Here is an 18073-nt window from a genome sequence, read left to right as displayed (position 1 = left end):
CTAGGCTCCGATGCCAAAATGCGCGAGGCCTCTCAAGTTACCTTTCCGTCATCCCGGGGGCTTTTGCGAAGCGGTTTTCAGGCGCGAACTTGTCCAAGCTTGTCAGTGTGTTTCATCGCTCAGCAAATGTTCGAGCCGCGCTTCTTCCTCAGCACTGAGGGTTTCAACTGGCGCGTCCCTGCGGCGACGCAGCAGCAGCAGCGCGCCGCCCAGGGCGACCACGGCGAAGGGTGCAGTCCACAGCGCGGCGTTGCCCCACGAGAACGGCGGCTTGAGCAGCACGAACTCGCCGTAGCGCGAGCGCAGGTAGGCCTTGATCTCGGCGTCCGAGCGGCCCGCGGCGACCTGCTGGCGCACCAGCCGGCGCAGGTCCGCCGCCAGGGTGGCTTCCGAATCGTCGATCGACTCGTTCTGGCAGACCAGGCAGCGCACGTCGCGGAAGATGGCGCGGGCGCGGGCTTCCTGCGCGGGGTCCTTCAGACGGTCCGCCGGATCGGAGGCCGCGGCCAGGCAGAGCGCGGCGCCGGCGATGGCGGCCAGACGTCGGGCCAGGGAGAGGCCCTTCACTCCGCAGGCTCCGGGGACGGACCGGCGACGGAGGGCGTAGCGGGCCCGGCCGTCCGGGCGCGCGCGCGCCGGCCCACGGCGAACCGCAGGCGCCGGTCGGAGAGCGAGATCGCGCCGCCGAGGGCCATCAGCACCGGCCCGAAGAACAGCAGCCGCGCCCAGGGATTCCAGTAGGCCCGGATCAGCCATTGCGAAGCGCCGGCGTCGGCGATGCGCCGTTCGCCCAGCACCACATAGATGTCGTCCGCCCCCTTGGCGCAGATCGCCACCTCGCTGGTGGTCTGGCCGCCGGAATCGTAGGTGCGCCGCTCCGGCTCGGCGGTGCAGGCGACGGCCCCCGCCGCATCGGTGACCAGGATCCGGGCGTGCTCGGCGTCGTAGTTGGGGCCAGGCCGGGGCGAGACGTCCTGCAGGGTCAGGCGGTAGTCGCCGAGCGCGACGACCCCGCCGATCGGCCGGGTCTCGGCCGCCTCGACCTTCCAGGCGCTCTCGAACGCCGCGCCCATCACGAACACGCCCAGGCCGATGTGCGCCAGGCTCATGCCCCAGGCGCCGCGCGGCAGCCCGCCCAGGCGCCGGCCGCTCTCGGCCAGCGGCGCGCGGAACAGCCGCACGCGCTCGGCGATCTCGTCGAGCGCCCCGGCGATCAGCCAGGCCCCCAGGCCCACGCCAAACGAGGCCAGCGCCTTCCTCGGACTGACCACCGCCAGGCAGAGCAGCCCGGCCGCGGCGGCGGCGATCACCGCGGGGACCAGCCGCTGGACGACGGCGGCGGCGTCGCCGCGCTTCCAGGCCAGCAGCGGCCCGGCCGGCAGGATCAGGAAGGCCGTCACCATCAGCGGCACGAAGGTCAGGTTGAAGAACGGCGGGCCGACCGAGACCGCCTCGCCGGTGACGGCCTCCTTCAGCAGCGGATAGAGGGTGCCCAGCAGCACCGTCACCGTCACCGCCGACAGGAGGATGTTGTTGATGAACAGGGTGCTTTCCCGGCTGATCGGGGCGAAGGTCGCCGGGTCCTTCAGCCTCGGCGCGCGCCAGGCGAACAGGGCGAAGCCGGACCCCGCCGCCAGCGCCAGGATGCCCAGCAGCAGGATGCCGCGCTTGGGATCGACGGCGAAGGCGTGCACGCTGGTCAGCACCCCCGAGCGCACCAGGAAGGCGCCCAGCATCGACAGGGTGAAGCAGCCCATGCCGAGGAAGGCGGTCCAGGCCGGAAAGCCGCCGCGCTTCTCGGTGACGATCGCCGAGTGCAGCAGCGCCGTCCCCAGCAGCCAGGGCATGAAGCTGGCGTTCTCCACCGGGTCCCAGAACCACCAGCCGCCCCAGCCGAGCTCGTAGTAGGCCCAGAACGAGCCGAGGGTGATACCGATGGTCAGCAGGCTCCAGGCGCCCAGCGCCCAGGGGCGCACCCAGCGCGCCCAGGCGGCGTCGACCCGCCCCTCGATCAGGGCGGCGGCGGCCAGGGAGAACACCACCGAGAAGCCGACGTAGCCGGCGTAGAGGAAGGGCGGGTGCGCCGCCAAAGCGGGGTCCTGCAGCAGCGGATTGAGCGAGTGGCCCTCGACCGGCGGCAGGGCGATGCGCAGCAGCGGGTTGGAGGCGAACAGCATGTAGCCGACGAACAGGCTGCCCAGGGTTCCCTGCACCGCCACGGTCAGCGCCTTGAGGCCGAACGGCAGGCCCCGCGACAGCGCCACCGCCGCGCCGTAGCCGGTCAGGGCGAAGCACCACAGCAGGATCGAGCCCTCGTGGCTGCCCCAGGCGCCGGCCACCTTGTAGAGCATCGGCTTTTCGGTGTGCGAGTTGGCGGCGACGTTCATCACCGAGAAGTCCGACACCACGAAGGCGTGGATCAGGGCGCCGAAGGCGAAGGCGAGGCTGAGGAAGGCGCCCAGCGCCGCCCCTTCGCCGGCCCCGGTCAGCACCGCGTCGCGCCGCCAGCGGCCGGCGAACGACAGGGCCATCTGCGCCAGCGACAGGCAGAACCCGAGCACCAGGGCGAACTGGCCCAGTTCGTCGATCATCGGCTGGTGGTCTCCTGGCCGGGCGCATTGTAGGCGGGCGCCCCGTAGCTGGGGGACGCCGCCCCGTCGCCGCGCCACTCGCCCTGCTTCTTCAACTGTCTGGCCAGTTCCGGGGGCATGTACTTCTCATCGTGCTTGGCCAGCACCTGCTTGGCCTCGAACACGCCTGTGTCGTTGAAGGCGCCGATGGCGACCACGCCCTGGCCCTCGCGGAACAGGTCCGGCAGGTCGCCGCGATACACCACCTTCGACGTGCTGGTCTTGTCGGCGACGGTGAAGTCGACCTCGCCGCCGCCGCGCTTGACCACGCTGCCGACGGCCACCAGGCCGCCCAGCTGGATCGACCGGCCGGCCGGGACATGCGCCTGGACCGCCTGGGCGGGGGTGTAGAAATACGAGATCGAACCGCGCAGGCCGTACAGCGTCAGGCCGACGGCCAGGGCGAGCACGGGGGCGACGGCGGCGACCACCATCAGGCGGCGGCGGGCGGTCTTGGAGCGGGGGAGCAGGGCCATGCGGGCGACTACCTCTGCGGCGCCGCGGCGTCGTTGAGCTGGCTCAACACGTCGGGCCGGGCGCCATAGCGCCGGCGCGCCTCGGCCAGGGCGGCGTCGCGCTTTTCGGTCTGGCCGAGCACCGAATAGGCGCGCACTAGGCGCACCCAGCCGGCCGGGTCGTCGGGACTGGCCTTCAGCCGCGCCGCCAGGCCGTCCACCATGCCCTGGATCATCGCCGCGGTTCCCGGCGCCGTCGCCTGGGCCGCCGGCGGTTCCGGCGCGGCGGCGGGCGGGGCCGGCTTGCCGGTCTTCTGCACGGCGTCGATGTCGGCGGCCAGGCCGGGTCGGTTGGGATCGTTCGCCGGAAGGCTTGCGTACAGCGCCTTCCAGTCGGCCAGCCCGCCGGTGGTGTCGCCCCGCAGGATGCGCGCGCGCGCCAGGACGTAGCGGGCGTTGGCGTTGCCGGGATCCAGCGCCAGCAGCTTCTGCACCGAGGCCTCGGCCTGGGCGTCGATCTTGCCCTGCGCCTGGCTGATCTGCGCCTTGGCGAGCATCTCCCAGACGGCCGGGTCGTTGGGCGTGAGCTGCGCCAGACGGCGCAGCGCGTGCGCCGCGCCGGGGGCGTCGCCGACGGCCTCGTCCAGCGCCGCCAGGCCGCGCAGGGGGCGCGGATCTTCGGGATGCGCGCGCGCATCGTCGGCCAGCACCGCGGCCAGGCCCAGTGGCGGATCGGTGTCGGGATGCGCCGCCCAGCGCTGCACCTCGCCGCGCCAGTTCGCCAGCCGCGCCTTAAACGGCAGGTCGGGCATGGCGGGCTCGCCGACCACGGCGTACAGCACCACCGCCAGCAGCGCGGGCGCGCCGGCGAACAGCATCACCGCCGCGGGCCGGACCCGGCTCTGCAGCGGGGCGACGGCGGCGTCGGCCTGGGACAGCAGGCGACGGCCGGTCTCCGCGCGGGCGGCCCGGCGCTCGTCGTCGGCGATCAGGCCACGGTCGGCCAGGTCGTCGATCTCGGCCAGCTGGCGGCGGTAGACGTCCATCGCGGGGTCAGGCGCCCCGGCCAGCCGGGCGCCCCGCGCCGCGCGGTGCATCACCAGGCCGGCGGAAAGGGCCGCCATCAGCGCCGCCGCGATCCAGATCATGATCATCCGGCGCTGTTATCCCAATCCCCGGCTCGACGCGAGCGCTGCGGCGCCGCAGCGACGATCGTCGGTCAGGCCACCGCGCCGGCGGTGGTCCGGCGATGGGCGGCGGCGACGGCGCCTTCCAGGTCCTGGCGATAGCGCACGTGCGGCGGGCGCAGCCCCTGGCGCAGCAGGAGGCGGCGGGTCTCGCGGCTGGCGCCGGCGATATACACCATCGCCCCGCGGCCCGCCGCGCGCCGGGCGAAGCCCTCGATCGCCGCGGCGGCGCTGGAGTCGATCAGCGGCGCGCCCGAGATGTCGATGACATAGGCCCGGGGGTGCTCGCCGATCCGGTCGAGGGCCGCGGCCACGGCGGCGGCGGCGCCGAAGAAGAAGGCCCCGGAGATCCGGCACACGGCCACCCGGTCGTCGCGGGTGACGGCCTGGGCGAAGGCCGCGCCGTCCTCGGGGTCGGCGTCTCCGGCAACCGCTGGCGCGGCGCCCGGCGAGACCTGCACCGCCCTGGCCATGCGGTGCAGGATCAGCAGGGACGAGAGGGCGAAGCCGACGACGATCCCTTCCGTCAGGTCGCGGAACACCACCAGCAGGAAGGTCACGCCCAGCACCACGGCGTCGCCGCGGGAGGCGCGCAGCAGGCTGAGGAAGGCGTCCTTCTCGGCCATATTCCAGGCCACCACGGCCAGCACCCCGGCCAGGGCCGCCAGGGGGATGAAGCCCGCCAGCGGCGCGGCGACCAGCAGGAACACCAGCAGCAGCAGGGCGTGGGCCATGCCCGCGACCGGCCCGCGCGCGCCGGCGCGGACGTTGGTGGCGGTCCGCGCGATGGTCCCGGTCACGCACATGCCGCCGAACAGGGCCGAGCCGATATTGGCCAGGCCCTGGGCGAACAGCTCGACGTTGGACCGGTGCCGGCGGCCCGACATGCTGTCGGCCACCACGGCGGAAAGCAGGCTCTCGATGCCGCCCAGCAGGGCGAACGAGAAGGCGTCCGGCAGGGCCTGGCTCACCCGCGCGACCGAGATCGGCGGCAGTCGCGGCGCCGGCAGGCCGCGCGGGAGCTCGCCGAAGCGGCTGGCGATGGTCTCCACCGGCAGGGCCAGGGCCCAGGCGGCGACGGCCGCGCCGGCGACGGCGATCAGCATGGCGGGCCAGTGCGGCCGCCAGCGCCGGATCAGCAGGATGACGGCGACGGCGCCCAGGGCGACCCCGACGGCGGCCGGGCTGACGGTCCCGGCCGCGCCGGTCAGCGCTTCGAGCTTGGGCAGCAGGGGGCCCGGCTCCTTGCCGGCCAGCCGCAGGCCGAGCAGGTCCTTGAGCTGGCTGGCGAAGATGATCACCGCGATGCCGGCGGTGAAGCCCACCGTCACCGGATAGGGGATGTACTTGATGAACACGCCCAGGCGCAGCGCCCCGACCAGGGCCAGGATCACGCCCGACAGCAGGGTCGCCAGCAGCAGGCCGTCGAGTCCGTGCCGCGCCACCGTCGAGGCCACGAGCACGATGAAGGCGCCGGCCGGACCGCCGATCTGAAAGCGGCTGCCGCCCAGCGCGGAGACCAGGAAGCCGCCGACGATCGAGGTGTAGAGACCGCGCTCCGGGCCGACGCCCGAGGCGATGGCGATGGCCATGGAGAGCGGCAGGGCGACGATCGCCACCGTCAGCCCGGCCATGATGTCGGCGCGCAGGTCCTTCAGCCCATAGGACTCGCCCAGCACGGTCAGCAGCTTCGGGCGGAAGGGTTCGGCGTAGGCGGCGTCTGGGGCGCTCATCCGGTCCTCTCGGCGCGACCGGCGGGCGGCGCGCGATCCGTCAGGAGCCGCCGCCTGGCCCCTTGCCAAGCTTCAGGCGCACACCGCGGCCGGCGCCGGCGCTGGGGGCGTTCTCGCCGATCAGCTCGATCCCGGCCGCGTCGAAGGCCTCGACGACCTTCATCAGGGTGTCGATCACGCCGCGCACGGCCCCCTCGCTGGCCTCCATCCGCTGGATGGTCGGCAGGGAGACCCCCGACAGCTCGGCGAGCCGACGCTGGTCGATCCCCAGCAGGGCCCGCGCGGCCCGCATCTGCGCCGCGGTGATCATTCACGCTCCATAGACAACAACACGCGTATCAAATCTCATAACTGATGTACAGAACATCATGTTCAATGTTTGAGCCGTGAGCGGATTTGACGCACGCGGCGTCAGAATCGCGACGTCTCCGGGGTGACGTCCGCTAGTTGCCAGGCGCGCGCGAAGGCGTCGCGGGCTTTGGCGGCGTCAGAGGTCTTGCCCTGAGCCTCCAGCGCCGCGATCAGGCCGTGCAGGGCCCAGCCATCGTCGCGGTAAGTCTTCAGGCTCTGGCGGTAGACCGCCTCGGCCTCGGCGGGCCGGCGCGCCTGCAGCAGCGCCGCGCCCAGGATGTGGCTGGTGGGCTGATGCCAGTACGGCGGCTCGTTGTAGGGCAGCCCCTGTTCCAGGGTCCAGGCGAGGCGGAAACGGCCGATCGCGTCGGGCAGGTTGCCCGACACCCGGGCGATCTCGCCGTCCAGCAGCGCCAGGGCGATGTCGGCCATGTCGTGGGCCGGGGTGTGGCTGGCCGCGTAGGACGAGAAGTCAGTCTTGGTGGCCAGGTCGCCCAGCGTCTCGCGGTCCGCGCGGGCGGCGGCCAGATCGCCCTTGTTGGCGTGGGCGAAGCCGCGGGCGTAGAGCCAGACGGCGGTCTGCACCTTGTGCGTCGCCAGGGGCGCAGGCTCGGTCAGGATCGCATCCCACTTGCCGAAGCGCAGCAGGGTGGCGACCGGGGTCAACTCATAGGGTTCGGAGCCGGTGTCCTCGGCCGCCCCGGGGAACTGTCCGATGGCGGCGACCAGCCGGCGGGCGGCGTCGATCGACGCCTGATAGCGGCCCTGCATCTCCGACGAGGTCCACAGGAAGTGGATGTTGTGGCCGTAGTAGCCCACCGGATAGTAGCCCTGGGCCTTGCAGGCGGCGATGTAGCCCTCGTCCACCGTGGCGGCCAGTTCGTTGACGTGGGCGGCGTCCTTGTAGCGGCCCACCCGGTAGTAGATGTGCGAGGGCATGTGCACGATGTGCCCGGCGCCGGGCATCAGCACCTCCAGTCGGTCGGCCGCGGCCTCCGCGCGCTCGGGCGTCGTGGTGGCTTCCATCGCGTGCAGGTAGAGGTGCAGGGCCCCCGGATGGTTGGGATCGCGGCGGATCACCGTCTCGAGGGTGGAGACGATGTCCAGCGCGTGGCCCTTGGGCGTCACGCCGTCCAGCCGCCAGTAGTCCCACGGCTGGGTGTCCATCATCGCCTCGGCGTAGAAGGTCCCGGCGTCGAGGTCTTCCGGATGGGCCTTCCACAGGGCGCCCATCGCCGTGGCCCAGGCCTCGTCCAGCGCATGGCGGTCGGCGGGGGGATGCTCGGCGTAGCGGGCGCGCAGCGCCTCGATCCAGGCGCGCTCCAGGGGGGTGGCCTTGGGCTCCAGGGCGACGGCCCGCTGCAGCGCCTGCCAGGCGGGCGCGACCGCGTCGTCGGGCATGGTCATGTTGATGTTGGGCCCCAGCGCCACCGCCACGCCCCACCAGCACATGGCGCAATCCGGATCCAGCCGAGCCCCCTCGCGGAACGACCGGATCGCCTCGGCGTGGTTGAAGCCGAACATCAGGTTGACGCCCTGGTCGAAGAACTTCTGCGTCTCGGGGTTCTTCGTGCTGATCGGATGCTTATGGTCGCCCAGGCCGGCGAACACCGGCGCGCCCGGCTTGTCGGCCTCGCCGGCATAGGCGGCGGGCATCGGCGGCATGCGCATCTGGCCCATGCCCGGCATGGTGTCCATGCCGGACATGTCCGCCATGCCGCCCGTGCCGGAGCTCGCGGCCGGCTCGCCGGCGAGCGCCGCGCCGGCCAGCAGGGCAGACAGCAGTCCGCCCAGAATCAGCGATCGCATGCCCCAAGCCCCCGGTTTCCTGGCCAGGGATGTTCGCATCGAAGCGCGGGGGCGGGAAGGGCGGACAGCGGGGAGAGGGCGGTTCGCGGAAGGCGGGCCTAGAGCATGTCAGGCGAAAGTGTACGCGGCTTCGCCGCGCGAACATGCTCTAAACTCATGAAGATATAGCCTTTTTCGACGGGTCAGATGACTCCATCTGACCCTGAAAGGCTCTAGGCGGCCGCGGCGCGGCGGCGCACCAGCTGGGCGGCCTTGTCGTCGCGCAGCACGGCGGACAGCTGGGCGGCGACCTCCAGGAAGGCCCGCGCCCGTTCCGGCTCTCGCGGGGCTTCCGCGCGCAGGTCGTGCAGGGTGTCGTCGATGTATTCGTCGAGCCGGGCCTCGGCGATCTCCAGCGCCTTGGAGCGGGCCGAGGCGAAGCCGCCGGCCGCGGCGCTGACCCGGGTCTCCTGCAGCAGGGTCAGCAGGGTGATCGCCCGCTCGGCCATCTTCGGGTCGGGCTCGGCGGTCAGGCGGGGGATGCCCTTCAGCGTGCGGGGGCCAAGGCGGACGGTCTGCAGCGGCAGGGCGTGGCTCATGGCGTCGTCCACCGCGCGCAGGTGCGCCTCGGCCGCGGCCGCCAGGGTGCGGCGCTGGGCGATCAGTCTGCGCCCCCAGACGCCTTCCGGCGAGAGATTCAGCGATCGCTCGAACTCGACGATCTCCTGCACGGCGACGTGCAGCGCCTCCGCCGTCGCCCGCGCCCCGTCTGCGCCGGCGTCCCGGGTGAAGCGCTTGAGCAGGTCGAGACGGCTGTCGATATCGGCCAGCAGATCCTCGCCAAAGCCGGCCAGCTCGGTGGACGCCAGGTAGGTGTCGGAGGGGCGGGCCATGGCCATGGCGATGATGTGCAGGATGCGCCAGGGCTCGGCCAGGTTTGCCGCCAGGCTCTCGAAGAACAGCGGCTCGCTGTCGGGGGCGATCTTGGCGACATCCTTGAACGCCAGGCGCAGCAGGGCGGCCTTCTCGTCGGTGACGCGGCCGAGCCAGTCCGGCAGGCGCGCGATCGAGCGGCGGGTGATGGCGGCCAGCTCCAGGCATCGGGACAGGGTCCCGGCGCCGGAGCCTTCGTCCGCCAGGGCGGCGGCGGCGATGAATTCGCCATTGCGCCCGTCGGCCAGACCCCGGCCGGCCAGCCGGCAGAGGTCGTCCAGCAGGTCGGGGCGAGAGGTCTCGGCGTCCCATTCCGCCACCAGGTGATGCGCCGCCTCGCAGCGGTCCGGCGCCTCCAGCTTGAGCGCGGTCCACAGGCGGCCGAGCGTCTTGGGCGGGAAGGCCAGGCGCCCGGTGCGGCCGCGCGCGCAGAGGGCGGAAATCGGCGCGAACACCGTGGCGCGGGTGCGCCGCTCGCGCGCCTCCACCTCGACCACCGCACGCACGGCGATCAGTCCGGCATCCAGGCCGCTGTCGGAACTGAGCGCCATCAGCAGCGTCGACACGGCCTTGTCGGGCGCCTGTTCGACCAGGGCGCGCACAATCTTCAGCTTGGCGTCGGGAAGGGGGCTCATGTGGCTCCGGCAGGACCGATTGTCCCCGAGGACAGCATGCTGAAGCACCCGTTAACGATCTGCGAAACGCGCGCGGGTTGAGGGGCTTAGGTCTCGGCGCGGGGCAGCGACATTTCGACCCGCAGGCCGCCCATGGACGAGCGCGAGAGGCTCATCGTTCCGCCATAGGCGCGCACCAGTTCGTCGACGATGGACAGCCCCAGCCCCGATCCCGGCGCCGTCTCGTCCAGCCGGGTCCCGCGCTTGAGCGCCTGGTCCTCGCCGCCTTCGGGCAACCCCGGTCCGTCGTCCTCGACGGTCAGCCGGAACTGGCTGGCCGAGATGGGCTCGGCCTTGGCCCACACCCGCCGCCGGCGCCACTTGCAGGCGTTCTCCATGACGTTGCCGGCGATCTCCAGCAGGTCCTGCCGCTCGCCGAGGAAGAACAGGTCGTCCGGGGCCAGCCAGTCGATCTCGGCGTCATCGCCCTGGAACACCCGGTCGAGGGTCAGGGTCAGCTCCTCCAGCACGGGTCCGACGGCGGTGCGCTCGCCGGGGCCCTGGGCGCGGGCGGCGGCGCGGGCGCGGCGCAGGTGGTGGTCGACCTGCTGGCGCATGGTCTCAGACTGGCGGGTGACCACCTCGGCCAGCGACCCGGGCTGGGCGGCGGCCTCCGCCAGCATCACCGAGAGCGGCGTCTTCAGCGCGTGGGCCAGGTTGCCGACGTGGGTGCGCTGGCGCTCGACGACCTCCTGATTGTGCGAGACCAGGGCGTTCAGTTCGTTCGCCAGCGGCTCCAGCTCCGTGGGATAGGCGCCGGCGACCCGCTCCGACTTGCCGGTGCGCACGGCGGCGACCTCGCGTCGCAGGGCGAACAGGGGCTCCAGGCCGAAACGCACCTGGATCACCACCGCGGTCACCAGGCCGGCGCCGAGCAGCGCCAGCGCCAGGGCGACCGAGGCGGCGAAGTTGCGCAGGTCGCGGTCGATCGGCGAACGGTCCTCGGCGGCCAGGAAGATCAGCGGCGACTTCATGTCCGGCAGCAGGGCCTGCATGGCCGCCACCCGGACGTGCTCGCCCTTCTGCGGCCCGTGGCTGTCGTAGAACACCGCCTTGCCGGGCGAGCGGCTGACCTTCGCCACCCCCTCGGGCGGGGGGCTCAGTTCCTGGTCCCACAGCGAGCGCGAGCGGACCACGGCCTTGAAGCCGCCGACCTCCGTGGCCTGGGCGATCTCCCAGTACTTGCCGGAATAGGCCCGCAGCGCCCGCTGGTCAGTGAGCGGCGGGGCCGCCACCTGGCCGGCGTCGTCCAGCGAGGTGCCGGCCACAAGATTGTCCACCAGCTCCGACAGGCTGTCGTCGAAGCGGGCCGTGCTCGCGCGGGCGAAGAACACGATCAGCGCCAGGCCGGTGACGATCACCACCGCCAGGCTCCAGACCGAGGCCAGCAGCACCAGGCGGCGCACCAGCGACGGATGTCGCGGCGCCGCGGTCTTGCTCAGCCAGGCGGGCTTCCAGGCGAGGGCCAGCTCAGGCCTCCGTCGCTTCGCCCTCCAGGGCGATCAGGCGATAGCCCAGGCCGCGCACCGTCTCGATGCGGTCCGGTCCGATCTTCTTGCGCAGCCGGCCGACGAACACCTCGATGGTGTTGGAATCGCGGTCGAAGTCCTGGTCGTAGAGATGTTCGACCAGTTCGGTGCGGCTGATCACCCGGCCCTGGTGCATCATCAGATAGTGCAGCAGCCGGTACTCCAGCGAGGTCAGCCGCAGCGGCTCGCCGTTCACCGAGGCGCGCGCGGCGCGGGGATCCAGCCGCAGGGCGCCGCAGGCCAGGCTCGGCGCGGCATGGCCCGCCGAGCGGCGCAGCAGGGCGCGCAGCCGCGCCAGCAGTTCCTCGGTGTGGAACGGCTTGGTCAGGTAGTCGTCGGCGCCGGCGTCGAAGCCGGCCACCTTCTCGCTCCAGGCGCCGCGGGCGGTGAGGATCAGCACCGGCGTGTTCACCCCGGCCCGGCGCCAGCGTTCCAGCACCGTGGCCCCGTCCATCTTCGGCAGCCCCAGGTCCAGGATCACCGCGTCATAGGGTTCGTTCTCGCCGAGATAGTGGGCCTCCTCGCCGTCGGGGGCGTGGTCCACCGCATAGTCGGCGTCCGCCAGGGCGGCCTTCAGCTGCCGGGTCAGGTCCGGATCGTCCTCGACCAGAAGAATACGCACGGGTCTCAGCCTCCGCTCAGGATCGCGCCGCTCACGGCGTCGATGATGAAGTCGATGCGCCGGCCATCGGTAGTGATCCAGCGCACCCGGTACACCGGCCGGTCGCCCATGCTCTCGGAGCCCGCGTCCAGCGGCCGGCCGGGATGGCGGCGGCGAATCTGTTCGATGACCTGGTTCAGCGGCACCAGACGACGCTGCTGCACGCCGGCGCGCGCCTCGTCCTGCTGTTCGCGCCAGTCGGCGCCCAGGGAATCGGGACCGCGCCCCTGCGCCTGCGCGGCAAGCGGCAGGGCGGCGGAGATCAGTCCCAGTCCGAAGATGGCGGCAGCGATGCGCTTCATGCCCTCAGGTCTTATGCGGCGTCGGCTGAATAGCGGCTGAACGCAGCATAGGGCCGAACCGGCGCCTGTCACGCCTGGACTTGTTACCAAGGGTGACAGCCGCGAGATCGCTGCGTTACGCCTTCCGGCGCGGCGAATAGGGCCGATCCTTGCGCCAGGTCTCGGCGAATTTCTCCAGCTCGGGATCCGGCGTCTCCGGCAGGGTGACCACCAGGCGCGCCAGCAGGTCGCCGCGGCGGCCGAGGGCGTCGACCATGCCCTTGCCCTTCAGCCGCAGGGTCTGGCCGGAATTGGCTCCCTTGGGCACGCTCAGCGTCACGGCCCCGTCGGGGGTGGGCGCCGTCACCTTGCCGCCCAGCACCGCATCGGGGACCGAGACCGGCAGATCCATCACCAGGGTCTCGCCCTCGCGGCGGAACACCGGGTGCGGCTTGAGCGCCAGTTCGATCAGGGCGTCGCCGGGGCCGGCGCGGCCGGGCGCCCCCTGGCCCTTCAGGCGCAGCACCTGGCCGTCGGCGGCCCCCTTGGGAATGGTCACGTCCAGGGTGCGGCCGTCGGAGAAGGCGATCCGCTTCTTGCCGCCGTTGATCGACTCCTCGAGGTCGATCTCCAGGGTGGCGCGCAGGTCCTGGCCGCGGGACTGGAAGCCGCCGCCGAAGCCGCCGCCGCGCGCGCCGGGGCCCGCGCCGCCGCGGCCGAACATCTCGCCCAGGATGTCGCCCAGGTCGACGTTCTCGAAGCCCTGCTGCCCACCGCCGCGGAAGCCGCCGCCCTGAAAGCCGCCGCCCTGGCCGAACGGGTTGCCCTGGAAGCCGCGCATGGTCTCGCGCCCGTCCGCATCGATCTCGCCGGCGTCGAACTTCTTGCGCTTCTCCTCGTCGCCGACGATGTCGAAGGCGGCGCTGACCCGCTTGAACTTCTCCTCGGCCGCCTTGTTGTTCGGGTTGGTGTCGGGGTGGTTCTGCTTGGCGAGCTTGCGGAAGGCCTTGCGGATCTCGTCCGCGCTGGCGCTGCGCGAAACTCCCAGCTCCATATACGGATCCTGCGCCAAGCCACCGGCCCCTTCACTGTCGTCCAAAGACCCTCAGTTAGGCCATAGCGCGGCCGGCGCAAGAGGGCTTGTTGCATTTATGCCACATGGCGTGGCCCCCTGGGAAATTGGAACGCGTGATGATTTTCCGCTGGCGCGGCGGCGACCCGTCCCGTAGCGTTCGGCCATCGCATTCGAAGATCCGGTATGGGCGACGACAGAGCGCGCCGGCGGAGGGAGAGACCACATGAGCACGCAAGCCGCAGACCTCGGCTTCGACCCGGCCGCCCTGAAGGCCCGCTATATCGCCGAGCGCGACAAGCGCCTGCGCGCCGACGGCAACGAGCAGTACCAGGAGATCACCGGCGAGTTCGCCCACTATCTGGACGACCCGTACGTGAAGCCGGGCTTCACCCGGGCGCCGCTGACCGACGAGGTCGAGGTGGTGGTGATCGGGGGCGGCTTCGGCGGCCTGCTGGCCGGGGCGCGGCTGCGCGAGGCCGGGGTGCAGGACATCCGCCTGATCGAGAAGGGCGGGGACTTCGGCGGCACCTGGTACTGGAACCGCTATCCCGGCGCGGCCTGCGACATCGAGAGCTACGTCTACCTGCCGCTGCTGGAGGAGATCGGCTACATGCCGGTCGAGAAGTACTCCCGCGCGCCGGAGATCCTGCGCCACAGCCGCGCCATCGGCGAGCACTTCGATCTCTACCGCAACGCCTGTTTCCAGACCGAGGTCACCGGCATGCGCTGGGACGACGCCGCCGCGCGCTGGATCATCGAGACCAACCGCGGCGACGCCATGCGCGCGCGCTTCGTGGTGATGGCCAACGGCCCGCTGCACCGGCCCAAGCTGCCGGGCATCCCCGGCGTGGAGAGCTTCAAGGGCCACGCGTTCCACACCAGCCGCTGGGACTACGACTACACCGGCGGCGATTCCAACGGCGGCCTCACCGGGCTGAAGGACAAGCGCGTCGGCATCATCGGCACCGGCGCGACCGCGGTGCAGTGCGTGCCGCATGTCGCCGCCGCCGCCAAGCAGCTCTATGTCTTCCAGCGCACGCCCTCGTCGATCGACGTGCGCAACAACCGCCCCACCGATCCGGCCTGGGCCGCCTCGCTGCCGCCGGGCTGGCAGCAGGCGCGGATGGACAATTTCAACACCCTGGTGTCCGGCGGCTTCGCCGAGGAGGACCTGGTCAACGACGGCTGGACCGACATCATCGGCAACCTGCTGCTGCTGGCGCGCAAGCAGGGCGCCGGCCGCTCGCCGGCAGAACTGGCCGAGATGATGCAGCTGGCCGACTTCCAGAAGATGGAACAGGTCCGCGCCCGGGTCGACGCGGTGGTCAAGAACCGGGCCGCGGCCGAGGCGCTGAAGCCGTGGTACAACCAGTTCTGCAAGCGGCCGTGCTTCCACGACGAATACCTGGACGCCTTCAACCGGCCGAACGTCAGCCTGGTCGACACCCAGGGGCGCGGCGTCGAGCGGATCACCGAGAACGCCATCATCGCCAACGGTCAGGCGTACGAGATCGACTGCCTGATCTACGCCACAGGCTTCGAGGTCGGCACCAGCTACACCCGCCGGGCTGGCTACGAGGTGGTCGGCCGTGACGGCGTGACCCTGACCGGCAAGTGGGAAGGGGGCGTATCGACCCTGCACGGCATGCACAGCCGCGGCTTCCCGAACTGCTTCATCATCAGCAACGCCCAGTCCGGCTTCACCGCCAACTACCCGCACATGCTGAACGAGCAGTCCAAGCACTGCGCCTACATCATCGCCGAGGCGGCGGCGCGCCAGGCCCGCACCGTGGAGGCGACCCAGGAGGCCGAGGACGCCTGGGTGCAGACGATCATCTCGTCGGCCATCCTGCGCCAGAAGTTCCAGGAGGAATGCACCCCCGGCTACTACAACAATGAGGGCAAGCCCTCGGTCCTGGCCGCGCGCAACGGCGCCTACGGCGCCGGCCCGATCGCCTTCGTGAAGATCCTCGAGGACTGGCGCGCGGCGGGCGACCTCGCCGGGCTGGAGGTCGGGCGGGGGTAGCGCTGCAGCCCCCATCCCGGCCTTCGGCCGTACTTCCCCCAAGGGGGGAAGAGAGACAGCGCGTCGGCCGTCCATTCTCTTCCCCCACTGGGGGAAGTACCGGCGAAGCCGGGGATGGGGGCTTCAGCTGGGCTCAGGCGTCTGCGTTCATCCGGCCGAGCGCCGCGCCCAGCTTGTCCAGCAGCTCCCGCGTCCCGGCCTCGCGCTGGTCGGGGAAGTCCCAGCCGTCGAGGAAGGCGCCCTGTTCGGTGAAGGTCAGGTGCGTGCCGGTGGCGGTCGGCTTCAGCTCGATGGTGGTCACCGAGACCGAGATGCGCCGGTCGTCCAGATGCAGGTCGTAGGCGTAGATGATCCGCTCATTCGGCACGATGTCCCAGTACACAGCCTCGAAGCGGTGCACCGTTCCGCCCGGCGGCCCGCCGACGTTGACCTCGCGGCCGCCGACGCGGAAGTCCATCGAGCGCTCGCCCTGGTCCCAGGCCTCCGGCCCGCCGAACCATTGCGCCTTGGCCTTGGGATCGGCGAAGGCCTTGAACACTCGCGCCGGCGGCGCGGGATAGTCGCGCTCGATGGCAAAGGTGGCGTGGACGGCGCTGCGTTGGGGGGCTTCGGTCATGGGGTTTCCTCATCCTCGGGGTGGGCGGCCAGGTAGTCGCCCAGGCGGTCCAGCCGGCGCTCCCAGCTGGTGCGCCGGTCGTTGATCCATCGTTCGGCCAGGCTGAGCGCGCCCGGCTCGATCTGGCAGGTGCGCACCCGGCCGACCTTCTGGCTCTTCACCAGGCCGGAGGTCTCCAGCACCTGGATGTGCTGCATCACCGCCGGCAGCGACATGGCGTAGGGCGCCGCCAGCTCGCTGACCGAGGCGGGCCCGCGCGACAGCCGCTCGACCATGCCGCGGCGGGCCGGGTCGGCCAGGGCCTGGAACATCAGGTCCAGCGGCTGCGGCGGGGCGGAAGCCGGGGGGCGAGGCATGGGCGCCTAGCGGGCCTCGCGGGGAACCATGTGCATGTAAGGCTGGGCCTCGGCCATGGCGCGCTTCAGCCCGGGCCGTTCGACGAGCCGCTGCAGGTAAGCGCGCGTGTTGGGCCGCTGCCCGCCGATCGGATGCTGGTAGTCGGCATAGAACAGCGCCGGCCCGGCCGCGCAGTCGGCCAGGCTGAAGGCGTCGCCGGCCGCCCAGGTCCTGTTCGCCATGTCGGCCTCGATCATGTCGTAGGCCAGGTCCAGCTTTCCCCGCGCCTGGGCGACGCCGTAGGGATCCTTGGCGTCGTCGGGCCGCAGCGCCGCGTTGACGATCGCCTGCATGTGCTGGTGGACGTGCAGGTCCCAGAACCGGTCGGCCAGGCGCACCTGGCGCGCGGCGTCCGGATCGTCGGGGATCAGCCGTACCGGGCCGCGGTAGTGCTGGTCCAGATATTCGATGATGATGCTGCTCTCGGGAATCGCCTGCCCCCGCGCCTCGTCCTTCAGCAGCGGCATCTTCGCCGCCGGCCACAGGCCCTGCAGCTCGGCGAAGTTCTGCGGATGCTCCGGGTCCAGCGGCCGCATCTCGAACGCCGTGCCGTTCTCGTACAGCGGCGCCAGCACCTTCCAGCAGTAGGACGACAGCGGGTGGGCGTAGAGGGCCAGGGTCATGGGTCGCTCCGATACTTAGGTAATATCTTAAGTATCAAGGGGCAAGCGCCGGGTCAACGCCCGCTTGGGCGCCTTCAGCCTCTAGGCGGCGTCGCGGGTGATCGCCTCCGCGTCCTCGAGGGTGCGGTCGGCGCCAAACATGACCTGAAGGCGCTTGCGGTCCCGCTTCGGCGGCGCGCCGAACATGCGGGCGTATTCGCGGCTGAACTGGGTTGGGCTTTCGTAGCCGACCTCCAGCGCGGCCGCCTCCGCGGTGAGCTGGCGCGACACCATCAGTCGGCGGGCCTCCAGCAGCCGCAGCTGCTTCTGGTACTGCAGCGGCGTCAGCGACGTCAGCGCCTTGAACTGGCGATGGAAGGCCGAGGGGCTCATGCCCGCGATCGCGGCGAGCTCGTCGATCCGCACCGCCTCCCGGAAGCGCGTCCGCAGGCTGTGGGTCGCCGAGATCACGCGCCGGGAGGGGCTGCCTGCCAGCGCCATCCTGGCCACGTCGCCGCCGTGCGGCCCGGTGAGCAGCCAGTAGCAGATCTCGCGCATGATCCCAGGATAGAGGGTCGGGATCGCCTGGGGCGTGTCGAGCAGGCGCACCAGGCGCAGGGCGCAGTCGCGCAGCGGGCCCTGGAAGTCGGTCACGAACACGCCGCGGCCCGGCTCCCCGCTGGCCCTGGGCGGCGACTCCAGGCTTTCGGCGACGCTGCGCAGGATCTCCAGGTCGAGCTCGAACGCCAGCACCAGGCACGGCTCTTGCGGGCTGGCCTCGACCACCCGGCCGATCGAGGGCGTCTCGACGCCGATCAGCAGCGCCTGGCCGGCGCGGTAGGCCAGCTTCTGGTCGCCAAACGTCGCCCACTTGGCGCCCTGCGCCACGATGCACAGCGCCGGCCGCGAGAGCATGTGGCTCGGCGGCTTCGGATGGTCCGAGCGCAGTATGCCCAGGCCCTCGATGGGGGTCAGGAACGGGCTCTCGCCGGTCTGCCGCTCGGTGTAGCGCAGCAGCGCCTGGGCCAGCTCGTTGGACATGCGGATCTCCCTTCGACCGTCAGTGCCTGCGCCGAAATACAGGAATAGGCAAGAAATGGCTGGGTTCCAGCATTCCGTCTTGCGACGAGGCGCGT

17 protein-coding genes are annotated in these 18073 nt (G+C 71.6%); 1 reads left to right on the top strand and 16 read right to left on the bottom strand.

Annotated elements, in window-relative coordinates:
* Window positions 1-102: 102 nt before the first annotated feature.
* The 12 genes from ACO2Q3_RS05130 to ACO2Q3_RS05075 all read right to left on the bottom strand — a co-directional run bounded on the left by ACO2Q3_RS05130 (window position 103) and on the right by ACO2Q3_RS05075 (window position 13294).
* On the bottom strand, window positions 103-567 hold the full coding sequence (locus tag ACO2Q3_RS05130; protein WP_423305458.1) for a cytochrome c-type biogenesis protein: 465 nt from the start codon (window positions 565-567) through the stop codon (window positions 103-105).
* Entirely contained in the window at window positions 564-2591 is a 2028-nt protein-coding gene (locus tag ACO2Q3_RS05125; RefSeq protein WP_423305457.1) for a heme lyase CcmF/NrfE family subunit, read from the bottom strand. The genes ACO2Q3_RS05130 and ACO2Q3_RS05125 overlap by 4 nt, the downstream gene beginning before the upstream one ends.
* Window positions 2588-3106, bottom strand: a complete 519-nt coding sequence (gene ccmE / locus ACO2Q3_RS05120; RefSeq protein ID WP_423305456.1) for a cytochrome c maturation protein CcmE — start codon at window positions 3104-3106, stop codon at window positions 2588-2590. The genes ACO2Q3_RS05125 and ccmE overlap by 4 nt, the downstream gene beginning before the upstream one ends.
* A gap of 8 nt (window positions 3107-3114) precedes the next feature.
* Window positions 3115-4239: a c-type cytochrome biogenesis protein CcmI gene (ccmI, locus tag ACO2Q3_RS05115; RefSeq protein WP_423305455.1), complete on the bottom strand. Its 1125-nt coding sequence runs from the start codon at window positions 4237-4239 to the stop codon at window positions 3115-3117.
* A 65-nt stretch (window positions 4240-4304) separates the two neighbouring features.
* Entirely contained in the window at window positions 4305-6005 is a 1701-nt protein-coding gene (locus tag ACO2Q3_RS05110) for a SulP family inorganic anion transporter (RefSeq protein ID WP_423305454.1), read from the bottom strand.
* Window positions 6006-6045: 40 nt separating this feature from the next.
* Window positions 6046-6315: a helix-turn-helix domain-containing protein gene (locus tag ACO2Q3_RS05105; RefSeq protein WP_423305453.1), complete on the bottom strand. Its 270-nt coding sequence runs from the start codon at window positions 6313-6315 to the stop codon at window positions 6046-6048.
* Window positions 6316-6416: 101 nt separating this feature from the next.
* On the bottom strand, window positions 6417-8165 hold the full coding sequence (locus ACO2Q3_RS05100; RefSeq protein WP_423305452.1) for a hypothetical protein: 1749 nt from the start codon (window positions 8163-8165) through the stop codon (window positions 6417-6419).
* A 212-nt stretch (window positions 8166-8377) separates the two neighbouring features.
* On the bottom strand, window positions 8378-9712 hold the full coding sequence (locus ACO2Q3_RS05095) for a hypothetical protein (protein ID WP_423305451.1): 1335 nt from the start codon (window positions 9710-9712) through the stop codon (window positions 8378-8380).
* A gap of 86 nt (window positions 9713-9798) precedes the next feature.
* Complete coding sequence (locus tag ACO2Q3_RS05090) at window positions 9799-11157, bottom strand: sensor histidine kinase (RefSeq protein ID WP_423305450.1); 1359 nt, start codon at window positions 11155-11157, stop codon at window positions 9799-9801.
* A gap of 64 nt (window positions 11158-11221) precedes the next feature.
* Window positions 11222-11902 (bottom strand): response regulator transcription factor, encoded by a 681-nt coding sequence (locus ACO2Q3_RS05085; protein ID WP_423305449.1) that lies wholly within the window; start codon window positions 11900-11902, stop codon window positions 11222-11224.
* A gap of 5 nt (window positions 11903-11907) precedes the next feature.
* The gene (locus ACO2Q3_RS05080; protein WP_423305448.1) at window positions 11908-12243 is read right to left on the bottom strand and encodes a PepSY domain-containing protein; all 336 of its coding nucleotides are present in this window, start codon (window positions 12241-12243) and stop codon (window positions 11908-11910) included.
* Between the two features lie 115 nt (window positions 12244-12358).
* On the bottom strand, window positions 12359-13294 hold the full coding sequence (locus ACO2Q3_RS05075; protein ID WP_423305447.1) for a DnaJ C-terminal domain-containing protein: 936 nt from the start codon (window positions 13292-13294) through the stop codon (window positions 12359-12361).
* Window positions 13295-13520: 226 nt separating this feature from the next.
* Between ACO2Q3_RS05075 and ACO2Q3_RS05070 the strand changes: the two genes are divergently transcribed.
* A complete protein-coding gene (locus tag ACO2Q3_RS05070) occupies window positions 13521-15323 on the top strand; it encodes a flavin-containing monooxygenase (RefSeq protein ID WP_423305446.1) in 1803 nt (600 codons plus the stop codon).
* Between the two features lie 133 nt (window positions 15324-15456).
* On the opposite strand, the gene ACO2Q3_RS05065 is transcribed toward ACO2Q3_RS05070, so the two are convergent.
* The 4 genes from ACO2Q3_RS05065 to ACO2Q3_RS05050 all read right to left on the bottom strand — a co-directional run bounded on the left by ACO2Q3_RS05065 (window position 15457) and on the right by ACO2Q3_RS05050 (window position 17978).
* Window positions 15457-15939, bottom strand: a complete 483-nt coding sequence (locus ACO2Q3_RS05065) for an SRPBCC family protein (RefSeq protein WP_423305445.1) — start codon at window positions 15937-15939, stop codon at window positions 15457-15459.
* A complete protein-coding gene (locus ACO2Q3_RS05060) occupies window positions 15936-16295 on the bottom strand; it encodes an ArsR/SmtB family transcription factor (protein ID WP_423305444.1) in 360 nt (119 codons plus the stop codon). The genes ACO2Q3_RS05065 and ACO2Q3_RS05060 overlap by 4 nt, the downstream gene beginning before the upstream one ends.
* Window positions 16296-16301: 6 nt before the next feature.
* On the bottom strand, window positions 16302-16958 hold the full coding sequence (locus ACO2Q3_RS05055; RefSeq protein WP_423305443.1) for a glutathione S-transferase family protein: 657 nt from the start codon (window positions 16956-16958) through the stop codon (window positions 16302-16304).
* An 81-nt stretch (window positions 16959-17039) separates the two neighbouring features.
* Window positions 17040-17978 carry an AraC family transcriptional regulator N-terminal domain-containing protein gene (locus tag ACO2Q3_RS05050; protein ID WP_423305442.1) on the bottom strand — a complete coding sequence of 313 codons (939 nt, stop codon included), beginning with the start codon at window positions 17976-17978 and terminating at the stop codon, window positions 17040-17042.
* Between the last annotated feature and the right edge of the window lie 95 nt (window positions 17979-18073).

The organism is Caulobacter sp. KR2-114 (assembly GCF_049446115.1).
GTDB lineage: Bacteria > Pseudomonadota > Alphaproteobacteria > Caulobacterales > Caulobacteraceae > Acaudatibacter.
Note: the sequence above shows the minus strand (reverse complement) of the source record. Positions and strands in the feature narration are given on the sequence as shown.

What these genes read in the sequence shown, in the direction of transcription:
- ACO2Q3_RS05125 (WP_423305457.1), bottom strand. Translation starts at nt 2,591, where the DNA reads ATGATCGACGAACTGGGCCAGTTCGCCCTGGTGCTCGGGTTCTGCCTG.
- ccmE (WP_423305456.1), bottom strand. Translation starts at nt 3,106, where the DNA reads ATGGCCCTGCTCCCCCGCTCCAAGACCGCCCGCCGCCGCCTGATGGTG.
- ccmI (WP_423305455.1), bottom strand. Translation starts at nt 4,239, where the DNA reads ATGATCATGATCTGGATCGCGGCGGCGCTGATGGCGGCCCTTTCCGCC.
- ACO2Q3_RS05110 (WP_423305454.1), bottom strand. Translation starts at nt 6,005, where the DNA reads ATGAGCGCCCCAGACGCCGCCTACGCCGAACCCTTCCGCCCGAAGCTG.
- ACO2Q3_RS05105 (WP_423305453.1), bottom strand. Translation starts at nt 6,315, where the DNA reads ATGATCACCGCGGCGCAGATGCGGGCCGCGCGGGCCCTGCTGGGGATC.
- ACO2Q3_RS05100 (WP_423305452.1), bottom strand. Translation starts at nt 8,165, where the DNA reads ATGCGATCGCTGATTCTGGGCGGACTGCTGTCTGCCCTGCTGGCCGGC.
- ACO2Q3_RS05095 (WP_423305451.1), bottom strand. Translation starts at nt 9,712, where the DNA reads ATGAGCCCCCTTCCCGACGCCAAGCTGAAGATTGTGCGCGCCCTGGTC.
- ACO2Q3_RS05080 (WP_423305448.1), bottom strand. Translation starts at nt 12,243, where the DNA reads ATGAAGCGCATCGCTGCCGCCATCTTCGGACTGGGACTGATCTCCGCC.
- ACO2Q3_RS05070 (WP_423305446.1), top strand. Translation starts at nt 13,521, where the DNA reads ATGAGCACGCAAGCCGCAGACCTCGGCTTCGACCCGGCCGCCCTGAAG.
- ACO2Q3_RS05065 (WP_423305445.1), bottom strand. Translation starts at nt 15,939, where the DNA reads ATGACCGAAGCCCCCCAACGCAGCGCCGTCCACGCCACCTTTGCCATC.
- ACO2Q3_RS05060 (WP_423305444.1), bottom strand. Translation starts at nt 16,295, where the DNA reads ATGCCTCGCCCCCCGGCTTCCGCCCCGCCGCAGCCGCTGGACCTGATG.
- ACO2Q3_RS05055 (WP_423305443.1), bottom strand. Translation starts at nt 16,958, where the DNA reads ATGACCCTGGCCCTCTACGCCCACCCGCTGTCGTCCTACTGCTGGAAG.
- ACO2Q3_RS05050 (WP_423305442.1), bottom strand. Translation starts at nt 17,978, where the DNA reads ATGTCCAACGAGCTGGCCCAGGCGCTGCTGCGCTACACCGAGCGGCAG.